Here is a 21,824-nt window from a genome sequence, read left to right as displayed (position 1 = left end):
CGGAGTGGCGAGGGGGACCATGGACATCCGGAAGTGGCGGTTCCGCCGTGCCGCGACGCGTGCCCTGTCCGGCCGCCATCACACCGCCATCGTGATGATCGACGTGGTGCAGCCCGTGCCCTCGCAGTTCCAGCGGATCCTGGGCAGCTGCGTCCCGCCGTCGGGCCGGCTGTGCCGGCTCGGTGCCGACGAGTTCGCGGTGCTGCTGCCGGATCTGGCCTTTGCCGAGCAGGCGTACGACGTGGCCGGCGGCATCGCCTCGGCGCTGAGCCCGGTCATCGCCGGCGGCCGGCTGGTGCCGCTGGCCGCGGCCATCGGCGTCGCCGTCTCGGCCCCGGGCGAGCTGACCCACGACGAACTCGTCGACCGGGCCCGGAAGGCCATGCGCCGCGCCCAGCAGGTCGGCCCGCAGACCCGCTGGGCCGTGTGGCAGGAAGTCAGTCCACCATTCGCGGCATGACCGCGCGCACGTCGACCGGCGCGCCGGGCCGGCCACCGGCCCGCGCCTTGTACTCGGGCACGCCGACGCACGTGAACAGCAGCGTGACCAGATCGCCGGGCTCGTGCAGCAGCGCGGGCACCTCGGAATCCAGGAACGTCATGCCGGTCGCGCTCGCCCCCACGGCGTACGCGGCCAGGTGCAGCCTCCCCTCGACCAGCCCCGCCGCGAGCTGCGCGGCCCGGTAGCCGCGGTCGTCCAGGCTCCCGGCCCGCACGGCCGCGATCACCACGTACGCCGCCTCGCCCGACAGCGACTGGCCGAGCGACACCCGCACCAACTCCGAACGCAGGTCACCCGTCGCGATCGGGTCGCCCAGATCCGGCCAGCGGTAGATGCCCGGCTCGACGCCCTCCACGGCGTGCACGGCCACCCAGTGCGGCACGTCGATGCCCCGCAGGGCGGCCGCCATCGGCCAGTCCAGAGCCTCCCGGGGCAGCGACTGCGACCGGTCCATGCGCCGCTGCGACCCCCGCCGGCGAACCACGCCGTCGACCGTCTCGGCGGTCCCGGGTGCCGCCACCTCGTCACCGACCGGCCACGGCTCACCCAGAACCGTGCCGTCGCCGGCCCGCTGCGCCGCCGTCACCAGCGGGAACTCGACCGGCGGCAGCTCACCGGGCGCAGCCGCCCCCGTCGCCTCGATCGCGGGAGCGCCCGCCCCGAACGTCAGCAACGCCAGGGGGAACTCGTGCACGCCGTCGGCCCCGACCAGATCACGGACCGCGTCGTCGGGAAAGCCGGTGCGCAGGCGCGGATCGAGCCCGGCCGACGCGGCCGCCGCCTCGAGCTGGGACAACAGGGTGCCCGCGTCCCAGTAGAGGTGCCGGAAACCCCGCTCGCGGTAGCGCCACCCTGTCCGCCACGGAACGCCGGTGACCACCAGGGTGGTCGCGTCGCCGCCCGTCGCCGGCCCGACCTGTACGAGCGAGTGCGCCACCGGGTCGTACCAGTGAACGCCGTCCTCGACCCCGGCCACCCCGCGCGTCACCGCGTACACCTCCAGCGGGAATCGCGCCCCGGCCGAGCCGGAAGCACGGAAGAGCCAGGAGCGCCCGTTGCGGTCGGAGGTGCGGACCACGCCGGCGCCGAGGAAGAGCACGCGACCCAACTGGGCGGCATCGAGCGGCTGCGGCGGCGAGACCATTCCCGACAGTACGGCGGACGCCGGCACCCCGGGATCCGGAAGATCCCGAGGCAGAGGCAGGGTGGGCAGCCCGTCCGGGTACCGCTTGACCTGAGGCGGGAGCGTCTCGGGATCGTTCGACTTCAGATCCTGCCGCACCCGGGGATCTTCCGGCGGAACGTCCCACTCGCGACCGGGGGAGTACGAAGTCAGCACGTGCAGCAGGCCGGCGCCCGAATCGAGGTCCACATCCACACTCTGCCAGTCCGCACGCCTTAAGGTGGGGGCCGAACTCAGCGGAGAGGCAGACGATGGCGACCATCTTCACGCAGATCATCAACGGCGACATCCCGGGCCGGATGATCTGGACCGACGACCGGGTGGCCGCGTTCCTCACCATCGCCCCGCTGACGGCCGGGCACACGCTGGTCGTGCCCCGCGACGAGATCGACGACTGGACCCAGCTGTCGCCCGAGCTGCTGGGCCACGTCATGGCGGTGAGTCATCGGGTCGGGGCGGCGTTGAAGAAGGCCTACGAGGCCCCGCGGGTGGGGTTGGTCATCGCGGGCTTCGAGGTGCCGCACGCGCACGTTCACGTGTTCCCGGCCTGGGAGATGGCCGATTTCGACTTCGCCCGGGTCGATCCGAACGTTCCCGGGACGCGGCTGGACGAGGATCAGAAGCGGATTCTGGCCGCGCTCGAGGACTGAGCGAGTTCCCGGTCAGAACGTCGCGATCGGATTGACGGGGCTGCCGGAGGTGCCGGCCAGGCGGAGCGGGGCCAGTGCGAGCTGGAAGTCCCACTGCGCGAGCTCGGCGGCGGTTGCCGCGCAGGCTTCCAGGTCGCAGTTGTCCAGCAGCCACAGACCCATCGCGACGAGGCTCACGGCGTGGACCGGCATCAACACGTCGTCGTAGCCGGACGGCTGGACCTCCTGGGGAGAGTCCGCGCCGATCAGTGCGACGTCGCGCTCGCGCAGCCACGGCAGGCAGGACGCGTGCCAGCCGGGTTGGGTGAAACCGGCGGTGTCACGGGCCTCGCGGCGTGCGCGGGCGTGGCCGGTCCGCAGGAGCACCGCGTCGCCGGGGCGCACCTGGACGCCCTGGCGACGTTCGGCCTCGTCCAGATCGCCGGGAAACACGCCCTGGCCCGGCTCCAGCCACGGAACGTCGCGGACCCGTGCGATGTCCAGCAGGACGCCGCGCGTGACGATTCCGTTCGCTGCGGCCGTGACGGCGCCCCACGCCGATCCGGTCGCGGCCTCGACCAGCTCGTGGGACCGGCCGTTGTACATCCGGCCGTCCCAGAAGATGTGGCAGGGCGAGTCGAGGTGGGTGAGGGTGTTGCCGTGGAACGTGATGCCCAGGCGTTCCGAGGAGAAGCCCCAGTGCCGGTCGGCGTGGAAGGCGGGCGGCATGTTCTCGGCGCCCGGCATGTCGGCGGCGCACGGGCACGTCGTCGTCGACCGCTCCATGTCGCCGGGTGCGGCAAGCTCCCACGCGCACGAGACGCTGCGACCGTGGCGCACGGCCCGCGCCGCCGCCAGCCGGACGCCGTCGGTGATGTGGTTCAGGGTTCCGAGCTCGTCGTCGTCGCCCCACCGGCCCCAGTTCGACAGCGTGCCGAAGTAGCCGAGCACGTCGTCCTGCGGGGGCACGGATCGCGCGGCCGTCATCCCGGCATCGGCTCCTTCGGTCACACGGTTCGAGGCATCGCCGGTAGGTTAGCCCGCCGCCGGGGCGCCGCTGACCACACACGCCGACGCGTCCCTTGCTACCCCACCCTGTGCGCGGCATCCATGTCGGCCCTGCTGCCGGCGGAATGGAGGCAATGACGTTGTTGGCGGATCGTGGGGACGGGCGGGCACGCGGACCGCTGAGCGGGTGAGACTACGGCGTGACGCCGCTGGTCCACGGTGGACCACGCGGACGGGAGGTGGTCGCCATGCTCGTGCGGAGTTTGCTGACCGGAGTGCTGATCGCCGGGGCACTGGCGGCGCCGGCTGGTGCCGCGGCGCGCGGGCCCGTGCTCGACCCGTCGTTCGGTTCGGGCGGCTGGGTCACGGCCGACTACGGCGGCGGTGACTACGTGCGTGACGTCGCCCTGCAGCCCGACGGCAAAATCATCGCGGTCGGCAACGGCAACGAGGGCTACTTCCTGATCGAGCGGCGCCTGCCGAACGGCGCGCTCGACGACTCGTTCGGCACGTTCGGGGTGGTCGTCACCGATGTCGACCCCGATTCGTACTGGGACGACCCGATCGCGGTGACGCTGCAGCCGGGCGGCCGCATCCTGGTCGCGGGGACGGTCTCGCGATCTGGGTTCTCGCAGCTGGCGCTCGTTCGGTACCTCGCCGACGGCAGCATCGACCCCTCGTTCGGCGCCGACGGCCGGCTCTTCCCGGCGCTCGGCGACGCCGTCCACGGCACCCGGCCCGCGGGCCTGGTGCAGCAGCCGGACGGCAAGATTCTGCTGGGCGTGAGCGCCGCGACCGACGACGGCAGCGTCCCGCCCGTTCTGCTGCGCCTGCTGCCCAGCGGGGCCGCCGACCCCACGTTCGGCACCGGCGGCGTGGTCCGCGCCGACCTGGGTCCGAACGAGTTCGAGTCGGTCACCACCATCGCCCTCGCTCCCGGCGGCGACATCGTCGTGGCCGGCGCCAGCAGCTACTGGAGCACGCTGCCCGAACCCACCGCCGACGTGCTGGTGGCCCGCTTCACGCCACGCGGCCGGCTCGACACGTCGTTCGGCTCCGGCGGCCGGGTGGTCCGCGACCTGACCGGCCCCCAGGCCATCGACGGCTCGGCCGGCCTGGCCGTCGGACGGGACGGCCGGATTCTGCAGACCGTCTGGACCCAGAAGGACGACATCCGCCGCGACGGCATGCTGCGCTACCTGCCCAACGGCAAGCCGGACCGTTCGCTGGGCCGCAACGGCTTCACGTACGTCGCGGGCCCCACCACGTCGCCGGTGCTCCGCCCCAACGGCCGCATCACGGCCACCGGCTCGATCGGCAGCGACATCGCCGTGGCCCAGTACCGCGCCGACGGCACCCTCGACCCGGCCTTCGGCACCCGCGGCCTGGTGACCACCGACCTGGGCGGCGACGACCGCGGCAATGTCCTGAAGATCCAGCCCGACGGCCGCCTCCTGATCGGCGGCAGCGGCGGAGTCCAGGGCGGCGACGCCTTCGCCCTGGTCCGCTACCTCCCGTAGCCACACGTCCAACGCACCCACCCGACCCGCTCCGAGGCGGCGACCCCGCCAGGCCGCCGTCTCGGAGCGCCCGCGCTGGGCCGGGTTGGTCGGGTCAGGGCGTGGCGTGAGCCAGGGAGAGGGCGAAACGGGCCTCGGGGTCGGTCCACCACTGATCGAGGGTGAAGCCGGCCTCGGTCAGCTCCTTGTCGACGCCCTCGCGGCGGAACTTGGCCGAGATCTCGGTGCGGATCTCTTCGCCGGAGGCCAGTTCGATCACCAGGTCGACCGCGGGGATCGTGACGCGCATGGGCCAGCGGGCACGCAGGCGCATCTCGATCCACTCGTGGTCGGCGTTCCAGAGGGCCACGTGGGCGAAGCCGTCGACGTCGAAATCGGCCTGCAGGTGGTGGTTGAGGACGCGGAGCACGTTCTTGTCGAACTCGGCCGTGACGCCGGCCGCGTCGTCGTAGGCCGGCACCAGCACTCGCGGGCTCTTCACCAGGTCGGTGCCGAGCAGCAGATGCTCGCCGGGGCGGAGCACCCCGCGCACGTCGGCCAGGAAGCGCGCCCGGTCGGCCGGTTCGAAGTTGCCGATCGTGCCGCCCAGGAAGGCGATCAGGCGGCCGGAGGCATCGGGCAGGGAGTCGAGGTGCCGCGTGATGTCGCCGACGATGCCCCGCACGGGCAGCGCGGGGAAGTCCGTGGCTATCTGGGCGGCGGCCGCCTCGAGCGCGGTGGGGGAGACATCCATCGGCACGAACAGAGCGGGGTGCAGCGCCTCGAGCAGCAGGCGCGTCTTGGTGGAATAGCCGGAGCCGAGCTCGATCAGCGTGCGCGCGCCGGTGAGCCGGGCGATCTGCGCGGCCCGCTCGGTGAGGATCGCCCGCTCGGCCCGGGTCGGGTAGTACTCGGGCAGTTCGGTGATCTGCTCGAACAGTTCGCTGCCGCGCGCGTCGTAGAACCATTTCGGCGGCAGCCACTTGGGAGTCGCGGTGAGGCCGGCGATCACATCGGCGCGCAGCGCACGCTCCTGGTCGCCGGCGTCGAGATGGACTTCGAGAGGGACGGTCATGCTTCTCCCCGCGTGGTGGGCCCGGCGTGAATCGCCCGGGCAGGCTGGCTCCCGCTGAGGGGGATCTGTTCGAGGCTTCCGGGGGTGGCGACCAGGATCGTGCCGTCGGGGACGGGGCGCCAGGACGGGTCGGCGTCGAGCGGCTCGGAGCTGACCAGCACCGAATGCTCGTCGGCGCGGACGGACAGGGCGTGACCCACCGTGCTCGCCACCACCGTCGTGCCGTCGGTGAGCAGCAGGTTGAGCCGGGAGCCGGGGGCCGCCGCGGCGACCGTTGACACTGTGTCGGCCACCGCCTCGAACAAACCCGAGCCGCGCCGCAGCTGGTCGCGGACCAGCGCCCACAACAGCGCCGAGTCGGTGGGTGCGTCGAGCGTCAGCAGATCGTTGAGCGGTAGCGCGGCGGCCGCCTTCTCGACCGAGGCGGGCCAACCCGCCACGACGCCGTTGTGGCTGAAGAACCAGGGGCCCTCGTTGAACGGCGCGGCCGCGAACGGGGTCACCGGCATGTCCACGGTGGCGCTGCGGACGGCGGCCAGCACCCCGCCCGAGCGGACCGAGCGGGCCAGCGCCGGCAGATCAGGGTCGCTCCACAGCGGGCCGGCCCGGCGGTAACGCACCGGGCCGTCGGTCGTGTGCCAGCCGACGCCGAAACCGTCCGCGTTGATCGTGCCGCCGCCGCGCATGTCGTGGGGCGCCCACGACTGGTGCGACAGCGAGTGCGGGGGCTCGAAGAGCAGGCGGGACAACGGTATCGGCGGGCCCACGTAGGCCAGGTGACGGCACATCAGGCGTCCCGCGCGCAGCGGAATCCGGTGAAGATCTGCCGCCGGATCGGATAGTCCCAGTTGCGGAACGTGCCCCGCACGGCCGACCGGTCGGTGCCGAACGAGCCGCCGCGCAGCACCTTGTAGTCGGGGCCGAAGAACACCTCGGAGTATTCGCGGTAGGGGAACGCGGCGAAGCCGGGATAGCCGTGAAAGTCGCTCGACGTCCATTCCCACACGTCGCCGATCAGCTGATGCACCCCGAGCGGCGACGCCCCGGCCGGGAACGCACCCGCGGCCGCGGGCCGCAGATGCAGCTGGCCGAGGTTGGCGTGCTGCGGCGACGGAGACTCGTCACCCCAGGGGTAGCGGCGGGAGCGCCCGGTCGCCGGATCCCAGCGGGCGGCCTTTTCCCACTCGGCCTCGGTCGGCAGCCTCTTGCCGGCCCACGTCGCGTACGCCGACGCCTCGTGGAAGCCGACGTGGACCACCGGCTCGTCGGGCACGATCGGTTCCGTGCGGCCGAACGTGGTGGCCGCCCAGCCCTGGCCGTCGCGCCGCCAGTGGGCGGGCGCCACCAGCCCGGCCTCCTGCCGGTGATTCCAGCCCGGCGAGCTCCACCAGCGCGGGTCGTCGTAGCCCCCGGCGTCCATGAACGCGGCGTAGTCGGCGTTGGTCACCGCGGCCCGGTCGATGTGGAAGCTCGGCACGAAGACCTGATGCGCGGGACGCTCGTTGTCGAGAGCCCACACCTCGGTGTCGGTGCCCATGGTGAACGTCCCGCCCGGTACCAGCACTTCGCCGGTGACGGGCGTCGCTGGTGCAGGTGGTGGGGGTGCTGACAGAACGGGTGGGCCGGAACGCAACTGGTGGGTGGCGAGCATGGTCTCGTCGTGTTGCTGCTCGTGTTGCACGATCATGCCGAACGCGAAGCCGTCGGCGACCAGGCGGCGGCCCTGGTCGAGGCGGGCGTGGTCGAGCACGTCGAGCGCCTTGTCGCGCACCTGGGCCACGTAGCGGCGGGCCTCGGCCGCGTTCAGCAGCGGCAGGGCACGGCGGTCGCGGCGGGCGTGCTTGAACGCGTCGTACAGCTCGTCGATGTCGCGGCGCACCGGCTCGCGGCCGCCGACGTCGCGCACGAGCCAGAGCTCTTCCTGGTTGCCGACGTGGGCGAGATCCCACACCAGCGGGGACATCAGCGGCGAGTGCTGGGCGACGAGGTCGCCCTCGTCGACGGCCTCGGTGAGCCGGACTGTGCGGTCGCGGGCGCGGAGCAGTTCGGCGGCGACGCGCTCGCGCAGCCGCTCGGTCTCTGTCGTCATCGCAGCTTCCGTTCGATCGTCTCGGTGACGCCGCGGTCGAACGAGCCGCGGCGTTGCGCCAGCTCGAGGACGGCGTGGGCGGTGCGGCGCAGCGCGGGATCGCCGAGCCCGGACCGCCAGGCCGGGACCCAGCGGTCGGCGGTGGGCAGGGCCAGGTCGAGCGCGGCGCTGGTGGTGGCCGGATCGGCCAGCAGGGTGGCGAGCACGGCGACCGGGGCGAACCAGTCGTCGCCGGCCTGGGCGTCGAGGTAGCGCACCTCGAGGTAGCCGCGCGGGCGCACGGGTGGGAACAGCGTGCTCAGGTGGTAGTCGACGTCGGCCGCGGTGAGCGGCAGCGGGAGCGCGCCCCGGATCCAGTCGCCCAGGGTGGCGCCGGGCGGGGCGTCCCAGCAGTCGCCGTCGCGCCGGACGCAGGTGAGCGGGGCCGCGAGCGCGTAACGCACCCAGTCTTCCGCCGGGTCGGCCGAGACGCCCACGGGGTGGGTGAGCCGGGGATCCATGGCCCACCAGGCGGCCATGCGCGCCGAGGAGAACCCGGTGTCGCGACCGGCGTGGAAACGGGAGTTGCCGAACGCGGCCAGCAGCGGCGGGCCGAGGGCCGACACGGCCGCCCAGCGCAGCGGCAGATCGGCGCCGGCGTCGAGGCAGACCTGGAGCCCGGCCGTGCTGCACATCATCACGCGGCCGTCGCCGCCGCGCTCGTCGAACGCCTGCTCCATGGCGTCGTAGCGCGGGGTGCGCACGAGGCGGCGGGGAGCGCGGTGGGGGTCGATGCCGTGCGAGCCGAGGAACAGGCCGGAGGCCTCGAGAAGGACGGTGAGATGAGCCAGGTCGGCGGAGACCGCCGCGTGCAGCGCGCTCAGGGTGGGGAAGGGGGCGGACGAGATCTCGACCTGGCCGCCGGGCTCGATGCTGATCGTGCCGCCGGCGGGGAGGGGATGCGGCGGGTGGGACGAGCCGAGGGTGGCTGGAGTGTGCCGGCCGAGCGCCTGCCGCAGCGTCTCGACGGCCAGCGGCGCCTCGGGCGCCGCGATGTTGTGCACCGTCCATTCCAGTTCGGCGCCGATCAGCGCCGGGGGGCCGGTCTTGAAGCAGATGGCACGGATGCGCGCCTCTACCTCGCTCTGGGTGCGGAGGACGGCCGCCGGGTCGGCGTCACCTTCCGCCAGCAACCGCATGCTGTTGGTCATGAGCCCGAACTTACGGCCGGGGTCCGACATTTTTCCGGCGGCCCGGTGGCCGGTCCAACGTGTACCGCCGACACGCTGGGAATTCCCCTGACAGTGATCTGGGTCACCAAAAATGGGAAGCGTTTCACTTGATCAAGGGATTCGGTTAAGCGCCGCTTAAGGTCACGAAACCGGCACCCACCTGCGGAAACGTTGATTCCTTGGAGAATCCTGAACCCTTCATCGACACCCTTCGTACCTTCTGTCGCGCGTCCCGGCGGAGTGGCGCGCACACCGGTGGAGTTAAGGAGTCTCGATGGCGGGGACCGGAATCGACACCTCGATCCTGCACAAGGGCGCCCACAGCGCGTCCTACTTCGACCTTTCCCGCAGCGCGGGCGAGGGCGTCGAGATCGTGGACTTTTGTATCCCCTGCAACCCGTACTTCCCGACGCCGGAGATGTTCGACGAGCTCAGCCGCGACCTGAAGAACATCCTGAAGTACTACCCGAGCGACTCGTCCAGCATCACCAAGAAGCTGTGCAGCGTGCTCGGCCTGCACCCGCAGACCGTGGCCATGGCCAACGGCTCGACCGAGCTGATCACCTGGATCGACCACCTGCTCATCAAGGAGAGCGTGGCCATCCCGATCCCGACCTTCGGCCGCTGGACCGACCAGCCGCTCGAGACCGGCAAGCGGGTCGACATGTTCCCGCTCCAGGAACGGGACGGCTTCCGGCTCAACCTCGACGACTACGTGCGGTTCATCCGCGACCGTGGCTCGCGCGTCGCCGTGGTGTGCAACGTGAACAACCCCGACGGCTGCTACCTGCCCCGCCGCGACGTCATCCGCTTCATGGACATGCTCGGCGACCTCGACCTGGTCATCATCGACGAGTCGTTCATCGACTTCTCCGACCTGGAACAGTACCCGTCGGTCGGCCCGGACGCGGTCATCCGGTCCAACGCGATCGTGCTCAAGAGCCTCGGCAAGAACTTCGGCCTGCACGGCATCCGCTTCGGCTACCTGATGGCGAATCCGGCCATCGCCGGCAAGATCGGCAAGGCGCTGCCCAAGTGGAACCTCAACTCGCTGGCCGAGAAGGTCGTCTTCATGATCCAGGAGCACGAGGACGAGTACGAGGACAGCCTGCGCCTGCTCAGCCGCGACCGCCGGGCCATGGCGGGCGAGCTGGCCCGCATCCCGGGCCTGACCGTCTTCCCCTCGCAGGGCAACTTCATCCTGGTCAAGCTGCCCACCGAGTGGTCCGGTACGGCGCTGCGCGACCACCTCGTGGCCAACCACGGCGTCTACACCCGCGAGTGCGGCAACAAGCTGGGCATGACCAGCCAGTTCATGCGTCTCGTGGTGCGTCCCGCGCGCGACGTCGACCGCCTCATCGACGGCATGATGGACTACGGCCGTCAGTTCCGGGTGCGCTCGTACGAGGAACCGGCCGAGCCCCGCCGCGGCTGGGAGACCCCGCGCGAGGAAGCCCCCGACAACCTCATCCAGTACCCGTCGCGACGTTCGGGCGAGTACACGGCCCGTCGTGCCGCCAATGCGTAGCTGCCTGGTGCGCCGGCCGCACAGGTGGGCCCGGTCCCGCCGGCCGAGGAGTCCCCGGCGACGCCGCAAATGACCGCTGCGCGTCGACCGCCGTGATCGATCGACAGTCATCTTCGCGTCACCCGAGTGTCGCCACGCCGTCGCACCCTTGCCATGAGCCGCCGCAAGGGTGACCGTCGATGAACGTCCGCTGAGGAGGCGCCGATGCCCACCCGCCGTCAGCTACTGTCCGGTGCCGCCGTGGCGGCCGGGGTCGCGGCCCTGCCGCCGGCCGAGCAAGCCTACGCAGAGGCCGCCCAGGCACACGGGGGCGGCAGCCTCTTCCCGCTCGGCGTGGCCAGCGGCGACCCGCTACCCCACGCCGTCATTCTCTGGACGCGGTTGATCCGGGACGGCCTGCGCCGCCCGGTCGAGGTGGAGTGGCAGGTCGCCAAGGACGAGCGGTTCCGCCGGATCGTCCGGCACGGCCGCACGATCGCCCGGCCCGAGCTCGCCCACTCGGTGCACGTCGACGCCCGCGGCCTCGACGACGGCCACGAGTACTTCTACCGGTTCCGCGCGCTCGGCCGGATCAGCCCGACCGGCCGGACGAAGACCGCCGGTCCCGCCGGGACGCTGCGCTTCGGCGTCGTGAACTGCCAGGACTTCCAGAACGGCTACTGGCCGGCCTACTGGGGGCTGGCCGCCGAGGACCTCGACGTGGTCGTGCATCTGGGCGACTACATCTACGAGTACGACCCGAGCAGCCGCTTCGCCGACCGCCGTCACACCACGCCGGCCACTCCCGGGATCGACCAGCTGGTCACGCTCGACGACTACCGGGCCCGCCACGCGCAGTACAAGACCGACCCGGCGCTGCAGGCGGCCCACGCCGCGTTCCCGTGGATCGTCACCTGGGACGACCACGAGACCGAGAACAACTACGCCGGCCTGATCGACGAGATCGACGACACGGGCGCCAAGCGCCAGACGCTCGCCCAGTTCACCCGCCAGCGCGCCGCCGCCTACCAGGCCTACTACGAGCACATGCCGATCCGGGCCGACCTGCGCCCGGGGCGGGCCGACCTGCGCATCTTCCGCCGGTTCGACTTCGGCCGGCTGCTGCGCCTCAACGTGCTCGACACCCGCCAGTACCGCAGCGATCAGCCCGGCGGCTTCCCCGGCGACTTCGGCCTGGCCGCGGCCGGCGAGACCAACACCGGCACGCTCACCGGCGAACACCAGGAAAGCTGGCTGAGGGCCGGGCTCGACCACTCGCCGGCCCGCTGGAACGTCGTCGCCCAGCAGGTGATGATGAGCCGGATCAAGTTCCCCAATCCGACCGGCGCCCCGGTGCCGCCGATCGTCGCCAACCTCGACCAGTGGGACGGCTACGCGCCGCAGCGCGCCCGGTTCCTCAACTACCTGGCTGACAAGCGGGTCGAGAACCCGGTGATCCTGGCCGGCGACATCCACTCGACCTGGTTCTCCGAGCTGCGCACCGACTTCGACCGGCCCGAGCTGAAGCCGGTCGCCGTCGAGTTCACCGCGACCTCGGTCAGCTCCGACTTCCCGATCGCCTTCGACGCGCCGCTCAAACAGGTCAACCCGACGCTCAACCCGCACGTGCGCTACTTCGACGGCTCCCGGCGCGGCTACCTGCGCTGCCTGGTCACCGGGGGCGCCTGGCACACCGACGTGCGCACGGTCGACACCATCGACGTCCGCGAGACACCGGTCACCACGAGCTCGTCGTGGACCGTCGAGGCGGGGACCAACGTCCTGACCCGATAAAGTCGACGGGATGCGCACGAAGGAGCAGTTGACCGAGGACATCCGCGACGACAAGCGCGCGGTGCTGGTGGTCAACACTCACTCGCGCCGCGGGCGGCTGCTCTACGAGGCCGCGCGCGACCGCCTGATCGAGGCGGGGTTCACGCTGCTCGGCGCGTGCGCGGTCGACCGGCCCCGGCAGCTGCCCCACATCCTCGCCGAGGGTCTGGCCAAGCAGCCCGACCTGCTCATCGCGGGCGGCGGCGACGGCACGATCAGCACCGCGGCCCGGCTGCTGGCCCACCAGGACGCCGCGCTCGGGCTGCTTCCCCTGGGCACCACGAACAACTTCGCGCGCACCGCCCACACCCCGCTCGACCTCGGCGAGGCGGTCGAGGTGCTGGTGAAGGGCAAGGTGATCGACCTCGACCTCGGGCTGGCGGGCGACGAGCCGTTCACCAACCACGTCGGGGTGGGGTTGTCGGCCGAGGTGATGCTCAAGGCGCCGCGGCCGCTCAAGCGCCTGCTCGGCCGCTACGCCTACCCGCTCACCGCGCTGGGGCTGCTCACCAGGCACGAGCCACTGCGCATCACCGTACGGACGGCCGGCCGCAGCCACGACTTCCGGAGCCACCAGGTGTACGTCGCCAACGGCGGCCACCACGCCGGGCGCCCCATCGCGGGCGACGCCGACGCCGACGACCGGCTCCTGGTGGCGTACACGGTCGGCGGCCCCTCGCGGCGTGAGCTGCTCGTCGAGACTGCGCGCAACGCGGCCCGGGGCCCCTCGCGCACGCTGCGGGAAGAACCGTTCCTCGCGGTCGACGAGCTGTGGCTCGAGACCGACCGCCCGGCCCGCGTCGAGGTCGACGGCGAGCCCGCCGGCAGCACGCCGATGCGGATCGGCCTGGCCGCCAACGCGCTGCGGGTGATGGCGCCCGTCGATGCGCCGGACCGCTGACCGGCCGGGAAAATTAATTCCGGCACGACTGCACAGACTCGGCACGGGGGGCGTCGTAGTGGTTGTGACCTTCGAGCAATTCGCGATGGCCCGGCTTCCGAGTCTCCTGCGCTACGCGGTCGTCCTCACCGGCGACCGCGAGCTGGCCCAGGACGTCGTTCAGGAGGTGCTGGCCCGGGCGCAAGTCCGATGGCGGCGGATCAGCGAGGCGGAATCGCCCGAGGCGTACGTGCGGCGCATGGTGCTCAACGAGTACCTGTCGTGGCGGCGCAGCTGGGCGGTCCGCCACGTGCACTCGGTCGGTGAACGGCTGGTCGAGCTGGATGATGCCCGCGGCGGCGTGCGCGATCACGCCGAGGGTGTCGTCATGGCCGACATCCTCTGGCGGCGCCTGGCCACCCTCGGGCGCAAACAGCGGGCCGTCCTGGTGCTGCGCTACTACGAGCAGCTGGACGACGACCAGATCGCCGACCTGCTGGGGTGTTCCCAGGCAACGGTGCGCAGCCATGCCTCGAGGGCTCTGAAAACGCTCCGGCTCTCACCGGAGCTCATGGAACGCATTCCCGCCGAGGAGAAGTCGTGACCGACCGCAATCAACTGCGCGAGGCCTTCGAGAGCCACGAGCACAACACCCCTGACCCCTCCGCGGTCTACGCCCGCGTTCAAGAGCTTTCCCAGAAGTACAAGCGGCGCCGGCGGGGCGCACAGATCGCCGCCGGTGGCGTGCTCGGCGCCGGCCTGATCGCCGGGGCCATCAACCTGCCCGCGTTCCTTCCGGCCAACAACGCGGCGAACAACACCGCCGCCGGTGTGCCGGCTGCAGCGCCCGCCAGCCCGAGCGCCGACCCCGAGAAGCAGCGCGACGCGCAGCTCGAGGCCTACTACGACGCCGGCTTCGGCTACGACGACGCCGGCCGCCTGGCCAAGATCTGGAAGCTGAGCGACGACAACCGGGTCGCGGTCAAGGCCGAGGCCGGTCGCCGTCTGCTGCTCGGCGAGACGCTGCCGATCAAGCCGCAGCCCGACGCCCCGGTCGAGGAAGAGACGACCAGGCCGATGGACGACGCGCGGTTCACCGCGTTCTTCAACGCCGGCTACACCTGGACCGAGGCCGAGAAGCTGGCCAAGATCTGGAAGATCGCCGACCCGTCCGACGCCAAGCTCGAGGCGGGCAAGCGCCTCCTGGCCGGCCAGGAACTGCCGGTCAAGCCGACGGCCGAGGGCGTGAAGGAGGCGCTCACCTCCAAGCGGGTCAGCAAGTTCTTCGACACCGGCTACGACGTCGAGGACGCGGTCAAGCTGGCCAAGTTGTGGAACCTGAAGGACGCCTGGTCGGCCAAGGTCGAGGGCGGCAAGCGCCTGCTGGCCGGTCAGACCCTTCCGATCCAGCCGTGACGGCTCGGTTGCGCCGGCGCATCGGCTTCGAGATCGAGCTGATGGCGCCCCGCGGCGCCAGCCGGCGCAGCCTCGCCGACGACCTGGCCGCCCGCTGCGGCGGCCGGGTCCGCCCGGTCTGGCACCGCGACAGTGAGCCGTCGCTGGTGCCCGGCCTGGGCAAGTTCCTCAACCTCACGCTGGGCTTCGCGGTCGACCGGCCGGACGGAAGCCCGCTGTGCGCCCTGGTCGACGACATCACCCTGCTCGACGGCCTCGATCCGCGCACCCCGGCCCGGCCGGGCTGGTTCCGCGTGCTCAGCGACGAGCCGCGGCTGCTGAGCCTGCTCGCCGAGCAGTGCGACCCGGCCGGACCGCTCGACACGGTGCTCGACACGGCCGCCTCCCTGTGGGGCACCAAGCCGTCGCAGATCGGCGACGTCTACCGGCTCGACGATCCCGACGGGGGCACGATCGCGCTGGCCGCCCCGGCCGGTTCCGAGCGTGAGCGGCCGTGCGAGATCGTGACGCCGCCGATCGCCGCCGGTCACGACGAGGCCCTCGAGGAGCTGCTCGGCCCGGCCCGTGAGCTCGGCTTCACGGTTCCCCACGAGGCCGCCGTCCACCTGCACTTCGACGGCGGCCCGTTCCGGGGGCCGACGGCCCTGGCCAACGTGGTGCGCCTGTTCGCCGGCTGGCGCGAGCCGTTGCGGGCGCTGCTGCAGACCAATCCGGCCTGCCGCCGCCTCGCCCCGCTGCCCGGGCCGCTGGTGGCCGCCACCGCCGGCCGGCCCGGGTGGGACGAGCTGCGCGCAGCGGCCAAGGAGGGCGGGCTCACCAAGTTCTTCGACATCAACCTGACGCAGCTGTTCGCCGAGCGCCCGGTGCGCGACACGGTCGAGGTCCGCATCCTGCCCGGGGCGATCACCACCGCCGAGGTCGTCGACCGCGCCGCCCTGGTCGAGCTGCTGCTCGAACGCTGCCTGTTCTCGTCGTCGCTGCCCGAGCCCGACCCCGACCCGGCCGAGGCCGTGGAGCAGCTGATGCATTTCGCGGCCGAGGCCCTGGCCCGCCGCTAACCGATCCCCACTGTGCTCTCGGCGGAGAGTCGGATGGACGCGGCAGTGGGCGGGCCCGGACGGCCGAAGAGCCAGCCCTGGCCGCGGTCACAGCCCAGGGTGCGCAGCAGTTCGGCGTGGTGGGCGGTCTCGACCCCCTCGGCCACGGTGGTCAGCCCCAGGCTGCGGGCCAGGTCGACGATCGCGCGCACCAGCGCGGCCTGCTGGGCGTCGGCCGGGTCGACCGGCATGAAGGATCTGTCGATCTTCAGGATGTCGATCGGGAGGTCGCGCAGGTAGGCCAGCGACGAGTACCCGGTGCCGAAGTCGTCGATCGCCACCCGCACGCCGTCGGCGCGCAGCTCGCTCAGGTGGCTCAGGGCCAGTTCGGTGTGTGCCCCCGAACGCACCAGCACGCCCTCGGTGATCTCGATCGTCAGAGCGTTCGGCGGCAGGCCGCTGTCGGCCAGGGCCTGGCGCACCTGGTCGGCGAAGTACGGTTCGGCCAGCTGCCGGGGCGACACGTTCACCGCGATGGTCGTGCCGTGCCGTCGGTGCCAGGGAGCCGCCTCGGCGCAGGCCTGCCGCAACACCCACTCGCCCAGGGCGACGATCAGACCGCTGTCCTCGGCGGCCGGGATGAACTTGTCCGGCCCCACCGGCGGCTGCCCGGGCGGCGTCCACCGCACGAGGGCCTCGAAGCTCACCGAGGCGCCCGATCGCAGCGCGACGATCGGCTGGTAGTGCACCGCGAACTCGCCCGCGTCGACGGCCGCGCGGAGCCGCTCGACCATGCGGATCCGCTCGGCCTGCTCGCGTCGCAGGCGAGGATCGAAGAGCTCCTGGCGGTCCTTACCGGCCGCCTTGGCCGCGTAGAGCGCCAGGTCGGCGTCGCTGAGCAGCTCGTCGGGGCCGGCCGGGGGCGCCAGACGGCGGATGCCGACGCTGGCCGTGACGTGCAGCGTGTGCCCGCTGACCTCGACCGGGCGGCGCAGCGTGGCCAGCACGGCGTCGGCCCGGGCCTTCACCTCGGCGATGCCCGCGGCCGGCAGCAGCATCACGAACTCGTCGCCGCCGGGGCGGGCCAGGGTCTCGCCGGGGCCGAGCAACCGGCCCAGCCGGTCGGCCGCCTCGATCAGCAGCTGGTCGCCGATCGGGTGGCCGAGCCGGTCGTTGACGTCCTTGAAGCCGTCCAGGTCGAGGATCAGCAGCGCGCCCCGGCGCTGACCGGCCTGACAGACGAGGGTGAGCCGCTCGTCGAACAGGTGACGGTTGGGCAGTCCGGTGAGGTTGTCGTGCAGCGCCATCCGCCGCATCGACTCCTGCAGCTCGGCCTGCTCGGCCAGCGCGCGGCCCAGCGACGCCGCCTGCTGCTCGGCCAGCCGGATGGCCAGAGCCATCCGGACCGCCAGCAGCACGGCGCCGATCGCGGTCAGGGTGAGCGGCACGCTCAGGTAGTGCGGTCCGAGGTCGTGCGGGCCGCGGTCGGTGAACAGGGAGTGGGCCATGGCCAGGGGGCTGACGACCACCAGGGCCACGTGCAGCGCCAGCGAGCGCCGGGCGCTCACCCGGGCGCCGGGCACCGGGTCGAGCCGGGCAGCGCCGGGGTGCAGCGCCGCCGCCCCGATCAGCACGTACGCCCCGATGCAGGCGCCCACGCTCAGCGTCATCGCGCCGTCGAGGGCCTCGCCCCGGGTGACCTGCAGGAAGTAGCGGACGTCGGAGGCGGCTATCAGCAGGGCCGCGGCGAGCACGATGAGGTGCGGGTGGGTCAGGCGCGCCTGGACGACGATCAGCCGCACCGCCAGCCCCATGACCAGCGCGTCGAGGAAGGGGTAGGCGATGACAACCGGGTTGGGGTGCGCCGCCGGGTTGTCGAGGACGTACGGGTCGTACAGGAGGACCCAGGCCAGGACGGCGCCGGTGCAGAGCACGACACCGGTCTCGGTGAGCCCGGCCCACCGGGAGACGCCGGACCGGTCGGCGAGCAGCGCAAGCCCGGCGATCAGGGCCGGATACGAGGCCAGGAACAACGCGTCGAACAGCGTTATGCCGGGCCCCGGAACCAGGATGACGTCCGGCGCGACGGCCCAGGCGAGCGGCCCGGCCGCCACGAACACGGCCGCGACCGCGAGCAGCGACCAGGCCAGTCGCCGGTCCGGCCGGTGCAAGCGGATGCCGAGCACGACAGCGGCGACCGCGCAGGCGCCGGTGAGACCGTAGACGGTCAGCTCGCCCGTGGTTCCCAGCGCCGGCGAGACGAGGATGAGCGGCGCCGCGACGGCCAGGAGCCAGCACCACCACCATCGGCGGGCACGCGAGAGCATCGCGCCCCCTCCTTTCGGCCCGACACCGTCATCTGTCCCATCGGCAGGGCGCGGCGTTCCTCAAGCGATCCGGTAAGTTGTCGTCGCGTGGCACGAGCTCTCGACGACGCGCAACCCCCGGCCGACTCCGTCTCGCTGGATTACTTCACCGGGCTCTACCTGGCGAAGGACGATCCGTGGGATCTGGCGACGAAATGGCACGACCGCCGCAAGTACGCGGTGACGGTGGCCAGCCTGCCCCGCGAGCACTACCGCCGTTGTTACGAGCCGGGCGCCTCGATCGGGCTGCTCACCGCCCTGCTGGCGCCGCGCTGCGACGAGGTGCTGGCCGTCGACTCGGTGGACTCCGCCGTCGAGCAGGCCCGCGAGGTGGTTCGCGACTTGGAGAACGTACGGGTGGAGCGGGCCAACCTGCCGGCCGAGCTGCCCGACGCCACCTTCGACCTGATCGTCGTGGGCGACCTGCTCTACTACTTCAACGAAGCTGACCTGCACGCCACCCTGGACGGCCTGGTGCAGCGGCTCGAGCCGGGCGGCGACATCGTCGCTGTGCACTTCCGCGACCGGGCCACCGGCGGCAACTACGACGGTTTCCAGGTGCACGGGGCGCTGGCGGCCCGGCCCGGGCTCGAGCGGGTCGTCCACCACGAGGACGAGTGGTTCCTGCTCGACGTGTTCCGGCGCACAGTGCCGGTGTAAGGACCGCGGAGTACGTTCGGTTCCATGGTGACCGCGCTCTCGATTCTCGACCTCGCCCCGATCAGCAGCGGGCAGACCCCGCTCGAGAGCTTCGAGGCCAGCGTCGCGCTGGCCCGGGCCGCGGAACGTACGGGCTACGAGCGCGTCTGGTACGCCGAGCACCACAACATGCCCAGCATCGCGTCGTCGGCGACCAGCGTGGTGATCGGCTACGTGGCCGCCCACACCGAGCGCATCCGGCTCGGCTCGGGCGGCGTCATGCTGCCCAACCACTCGCCGCTGGTGATCGCCGAGCAGTTCGGCACGCTGGCCACGCTCTACCCCGGCCGCATCGACCTGGGCCTGGGCCGCGCCCCCGGCACCGACCAGAACACGATGCTCGCGCTGCGCCGCGACAACAGCTCCGCCGACTCGTTCCCGCAGGACGTTCTCGAGCTCAACGGCTACCTCACGGGTCACACCCGGGTGCCGGGCGTCCAGTCGGTGCCCCGCCCGCAGTCGCCGGTGCCGCTCTACATCCTCGGCTCGTCGCTGTTCGGCGCCCAGCTGGCGGCTCAGCTCGGCCTGCCGTACGCGTTCGCCTCGCATTTCGCCCCCGACGCGCTGCACCAGGCCGTCACCGTCTACCGCGAGACGTTCAGTCCGTCCGAGCAGCTGGCCGAGCCGTACGTGATCGCCGGGGTCAACGTCTTCGCGGCCGACGACACCGCGACCGCGGAAGAGCAGCGCACCCGGGCCTACCGGGCCCGCACCCGGGCGATGATCACGCGGGGCGCCCGCGGGGCCAACTTCACCGACGCCGAGATCGACGCCTTCCTGGCCTCCCCGGCCGGGGCCGGCCTGGCCAACATGACCCGGTACACCGCGGTCGGCACGCCCAGCGAGGTCCGCGAGTATCTGGAGAAGTTCGCCGAGGAGGCCAAGGCCGACGAACTCATCACGGCTCACCACGCGTCGGCCGTGACCGACCGGGTGCGCTCGGTCGAACTCACCGGCGAGATCATGCGGGCATCGAAATAGCTCGAAGTGATTCTGGGATAGGGTGGCCATCGTCACCCTGTCGGGTTTGTTTCATTCACTGAAACACTGCGTCACCATTGCCGGGGAAATGTGATTCCGGTCGCCGTATAAATCGGTCTTAAGTGCACGTTCGTGACGGTGTTCCCGGCCACTGAGCTGCCCGTCCGCACCCTGAGTGGCCGGGCGGGCGGCGAGCGCGGCCTTTCTCGGCCTAAGATCCTTTGAATTCGGAGAATGCATCGTGGGCACGTGGCCGAGGGGTGAAGCGACGTTATGGTCGACCGACCGATCCGGGAGTGGAACGGCCTGACCATTCCCGACACCGGTGTGTACAAATTGGACGATGCGCACAAGCGGCTCGGATTCCTCGCCCAGCACATGATGGTGAGCCCGGTCCGCGGCGAGTTCTCCCGCGGCAACGCGACGATCTTCGTGGCGGAGGACCCGATGCGCTCGTCGGTGACGGCCACCATCGACACCACCAGCCTCACCACGCACAACGCCGATCGCGACACACACCTGTCGGGCCCCGACTTCCTCGACGTCGAGCGCTACCCGGTGATCACGTTCCGCAGCACCGGCGTGCAGTGGCAGCAGAACAACGACGAGATCTTCCTGTGGGCCCGGCTGCGCAACAACCCGCTGTCGCGCCGGCCCAACGCCGCGGCGGTGCCGGCGGCCCGGCCCAGCGGCAAGTTCGTGGTGAACGGCCTGCTCACCATCCGCGACGTGACCCGGCCGATCGACCTCAACGTCGAGTACGGCGGCGCGCGGCGCGACCCCTACGACCGTGACATCTTCGGGTTCAGCGCGACCGCCGACTTCGAGCGCGAGGACTTCGGCCTGGTGTGGAACGTGCTGCTCGAGAGCGGCGGCTTCCTGGTCGGCAAGAGCGTGCGCATCGAGATCGCGGGCGAGGCCATTCTCGAGACCGACACCTAGAACTGCTCCGTGCGGAAGCTCCGGCGGTAGCTGTGCGGGCTGGTGCCGACGACGCGCTTGAAGCGGTCGCGGAAGGCCGTGGGGGAGCCGAAGCCGACCTGTGAGCCGATCCGGTCGACGGGGTGGGCGGTCGTCTCCAGCAGGTGCTGGGCGCGGCGGATGCGGGTCCGGTGCAGCCACTGCAGCGGCGTGGTGCCGGTCTGTTCGCGGAAGCGCCGGTTCAGCGTCCGGGTGCTCATGCCGGCCCGGCCGGCGATCGCCTCCAGCGTCAGGTCGTGCCCGGCGTTGTCGTCGAGCCAGCGCAGCAGCGGTTCCAGCTCGGACCCGCGCGGCGCCGGCGGCTGCTCGGGCACGATGAACTGGGCCTGGCCGCCCTCGCGCTCCAGCGGCATCACCGACAGCCGGGCGGCCTGTGCGGCCACCGCCGAGCCGTGGTCGCGGCGCAGCAGGTGCAGGCACAGGTCGAGCCCGGCGGCGGCGCCGGCCGAGGTGAGGAACTGCCCCTCGTCGACGTACAGCACCCCGGGGTCGAGCTCGACCGCCGGGAACATCGCGCGGAACTGGGCGGCGCCGAGCCAGTGGGTGGTGGCCCGCCGGCCGTCGAGCAGGCCGGTGGCGGCCAGGACGAACGCGCCGGCGCAGATCGAGGCGATGCGCGCGCCGCGGCTCGCAGCCGTCCGAAGGGCGGTCAGAACCTCTTCCGGTACGGGCTGAGTGGCGTCGTGACAACCCGGGAGCACGATCGTGCCGGCCGACTCGAGCGCCTCCAGGCCGTGCTCAGCCCGCACGGTGAAGGCCTGCGCGCTGACCTCGGGCTGCGGGGCGCACACGCGTACGTCGTAGGGCCGCGAGCCGTCGGCCAGGCGCACCCGGCCGAAGACCTCGAGCGGGGTGGCGAGGTCGAAGGCGACGACGTTGTCGAGCGCGAGAACGGCGAGCTGATGCATGCCCGGCAGTGTATGGCGAG

Annotated in this window: 20 protein-coding genes; 12 read left to right on the top strand and 8 right to left on the bottom strand. The window is 71.9% G+C overall.

All coding sequences use genetic code 11. The features are described from left to right. Positions 1-19 precede the first annotated feature (19 nt). Complete coding sequence (locus tag KXC43_RS02995; protein ID WP_221374290.1) at positions 20-460, top strand: diguanylate cyclase domain-containing protein; 441 nt, start codon at positions 20-22, stop codon at positions 458-460. On the opposite strand, the gene KXC43_RS02990 is transcribed toward KXC43_RS02995, so the two are convergent. After that, the gene (locus tag KXC43_RS02990; protein ID WP_308128939.1) at positions 438-1,874 is read right to left on the bottom strand and encodes a nitroreductase family protein; all 1,437 of its coding nucleotides are present in this window, start codon (positions 1,872-1,874) and stop codon (positions 438-440) included. The genes KXC43_RS02995 and KXC43_RS02990 overlap by 23 nt on opposite strands. A gap of 62 nt (positions 1,875-1,936) precedes the next feature. Here KXC43_RS02990 and KXC43_RS02985 point away from each other — a divergent pair, with 62 nt between their 5' ends. Beyond that, a complete protein-coding gene (locus KXC43_RS02985; protein WP_221374289.1) occupies positions 1,937-2,335 on the top strand; it encodes an HIT family protein in 399 nt (132 codons plus the stop codon). A gap of 12 nt (positions 2,336-2,347) precedes the next feature. On the opposite strand, the gene KXC43_RS02980 is transcribed toward KXC43_RS02985, so the two are convergent. Then, a complete protein-coding gene (locus KXC43_RS02980; RefSeq protein ID WP_255643330.1) occupies positions 2,348-3,301 on the bottom strand; it encodes a cyclase family protein in 954 nt (317 codons plus the stop codon). A gap of 269 nt (positions 3,302-3,570) precedes the next feature. On the opposite strand from KXC43_RS02980, the gene KXC43_RS02975 reads away from it, so the two are divergent. Next, positions 3,571-4,842: a delta-60 repeat domain-containing protein gene (locus tag KXC43_RS02975; protein ID WP_221374288.1), complete on the top strand. Its 1,272-nt coding sequence runs from the start codon at positions 3,571-3,573 to the stop codon at positions 4,840-4,842. Positions 4,843-4,936: 94 nt separating this feature from the next. On the opposite strand, the gene egtD is transcribed toward KXC43_RS02975, so the two are convergent. The 4 genes from egtD to KXC43_RS02955 are packed head-to-tail and all read right to left on the bottom strand — an operon-like array spanning position 4,937 to position 9,175. Continuing rightward, positions 4,937-5,896, bottom strand: a complete 960-nt coding sequence (gene egtD, locus KXC43_RS02970) for an L-histidine N(alpha)-methyltransferase (protein WP_221374287.1) — start codon at positions 5,894-5,896, stop codon at positions 4,937-4,939. Continuing rightward, a complete protein-coding gene (egtC, locus tag KXC43_RS02965) occupies positions 5,893-6,684 on the bottom strand; it encodes an ergothioneine biosynthesis protein EgtC (RefSeq protein ID WP_221374286.1) in 792 nt (263 codons plus the stop codon). Before egtC ends, egtD begins: the two co-directional genes overlap by 4 nt. Next, positions 6,684-7,985 (bottom strand): ergothioneine biosynthesis protein EgtB, encoded by a 1,302-nt coding sequence (gene egtB, locus KXC43_RS02960; RefSeq protein WP_221374285.1) that lies wholly within the window; start codon positions 7,983-7,985, stop codon positions 6,684-6,686. The genes egtC and egtB overlap by 1 nt, the downstream gene beginning before the upstream one ends. Further along, positions 7,982-9,175, bottom strand: a complete 1,194-nt coding sequence (locus KXC43_RS02955; protein WP_255643329.1) for a glutamate-cysteine ligase family protein — start codon at positions 9,173-9,175, stop codon at positions 7,982-7,984. Before KXC43_RS02955 ends, egtB begins: the two co-directional genes overlap by 4 nt. A 295-nt stretch (positions 9,176-9,470) precedes the next feature. On the opposite strand from KXC43_RS02955, the gene KXC43_RS02950 reads away from it, so the two are divergent. From KXC43_RS02950 to KXC43_RS02925, 6 genes are all read left to right on the top strand, one after another. Further along, positions 9,471-10,724 (top strand): pyridoxal phosphate-dependent aminotransferase, encoded by a 1,254-nt coding sequence (locus KXC43_RS02950; protein WP_221374284.1) that lies wholly within the window; start codon positions 9,471-9,473, stop codon positions 10,722-10,724. 204 nt (positions 10,725-10,928) lie between these two features. Next, positions 10,929-12,497 carry an alkaline phosphatase D family protein gene (locus KXC43_RS02945; RefSeq protein WP_221374283.1) on the top strand — a complete coding sequence of 523 codons (1,569 nt, stop codon included), beginning with the start codon at positions 10,929-10,931 and terminating at the stop codon, positions 12,495-12,497. Positions 12,498-12,507: 10 nt separating this feature from the next. Further along, the gene (locus KXC43_RS02940) at positions 12,508-13,437 is read left to right on the top strand and encodes a diacylglycerol/lipid kinase family protein (protein WP_221374282.1); all 930 of its coding nucleotides are present in this window, start codon (positions 12,508-12,510) and stop codon (positions 13,435-13,437) included. A 64-nt stretch (positions 13,438-13,501) separates the two neighbouring features. Beyond that, a complete protein-coding gene (locus KXC43_RS02935; protein WP_285904621.1) occupies positions 13,502-14,020 on the top strand; it encodes a SigE family RNA polymerase sigma factor in 519 nt (172 codons plus the stop codon). After that, positions 14,017-14,832, top strand: a complete 816-nt coding sequence (locus KXC43_RS02930) for a hypothetical protein (protein WP_221374281.1) — start codon at positions 14,017-14,019, stop codon at positions 14,830-14,832. Before KXC43_RS02935 ends, KXC43_RS02930 begins: the two co-directional genes overlap by 4 nt. Continuing rightward, complete coding sequence (locus tag KXC43_RS02925; protein ID WP_221374280.1) at positions 14,829-15,890, top strand: amidoligase family protein; 1,062 nt, start codon at positions 14,829-14,831, stop codon at positions 15,888-15,890. The genes KXC43_RS02930 and KXC43_RS02925 overlap by 4 nt, the downstream gene beginning before the upstream one ends. Here the strand turns inward: KXC43_RS02925 and KXC43_RS02920 are convergent. Beyond that, the gene (locus KXC43_RS02920) at positions 15,887-18,196 is read right to left on the bottom strand and encodes a putative bifunctional diguanylate cyclase/phosphodiesterase (protein ID WP_221374279.1); all 2,310 of its coding nucleotides are present in this window, start codon (positions 18,194-18,196) and stop codon (positions 15,887-15,889) included. The two genes, KXC43_RS02925 and KXC43_RS02920, sit on opposite strands and share 4 nt — an antisense overlap. A gap of 87 nt (positions 18,197-18,283) precedes the next feature. Here KXC43_RS02920 and KXC43_RS02915 point away from each other — a divergent pair, with 87 nt between their 5' ends. The 3 genes from KXC43_RS02915 to KXC43_RS02905 all read left to right on the top strand — a co-directional run bounded on the left by KXC43_RS02915 (position 18,284) and on the right by KXC43_RS02905 (position 20,857). Next, complete coding sequence (locus KXC43_RS02915; protein WP_221374278.1) at positions 18,284-18,895, top strand: class I SAM-dependent methyltransferase; 612 nt, start codon at positions 18,284-18,286, stop codon at positions 18,893-18,895. Between the two features lie 24 nt (positions 18,896-18,919). Beyond that, positions 18,920-19,915, top strand: a complete 996-nt coding sequence (locus tag KXC43_RS02910; RefSeq protein WP_221374277.1) for an LLM class flavin-dependent oxidoreductase — start codon at positions 18,920-18,922, stop codon at positions 19,913-19,915. Between the two features lie 273 nt (positions 19,916-20,188). Then, entirely contained in the window at positions 20,189-20,857 is a 669-nt protein-coding gene (locus KXC43_RS02905; RefSeq protein ID WP_221374276.1) for a YceI family protein, read from the top strand. On the opposite strand, the gene KXC43_RS02900 is transcribed toward KXC43_RS02905, so the two are convergent. Then, positions 20,854-21,804 (bottom strand): GlxA family transcriptional regulator, encoded by a 951-nt coding sequence (locus KXC43_RS02900; RefSeq protein ID WP_221374275.1) that lies wholly within the window; start codon positions 21,802-21,804, stop codon positions 20,854-20,856. The genes KXC43_RS02905 and KXC43_RS02900 overlap by 4 nt on opposite strands. Between the last annotated feature and the right edge of the window lie 20 nt (positions 21,805-21,824).

Source organism: Paractinoplanes polyasparticus, assembly GCF_019710575.1.
GTDB lineage: Bacteria > Actinomycetota > Actinomycetes > Mycobacteriales > Micromonosporaceae > Actinoplanes > Actinoplanes polyasparticus.
This window is presented reverse-complemented; position numbering and strand designations above follow the sequence as displayed.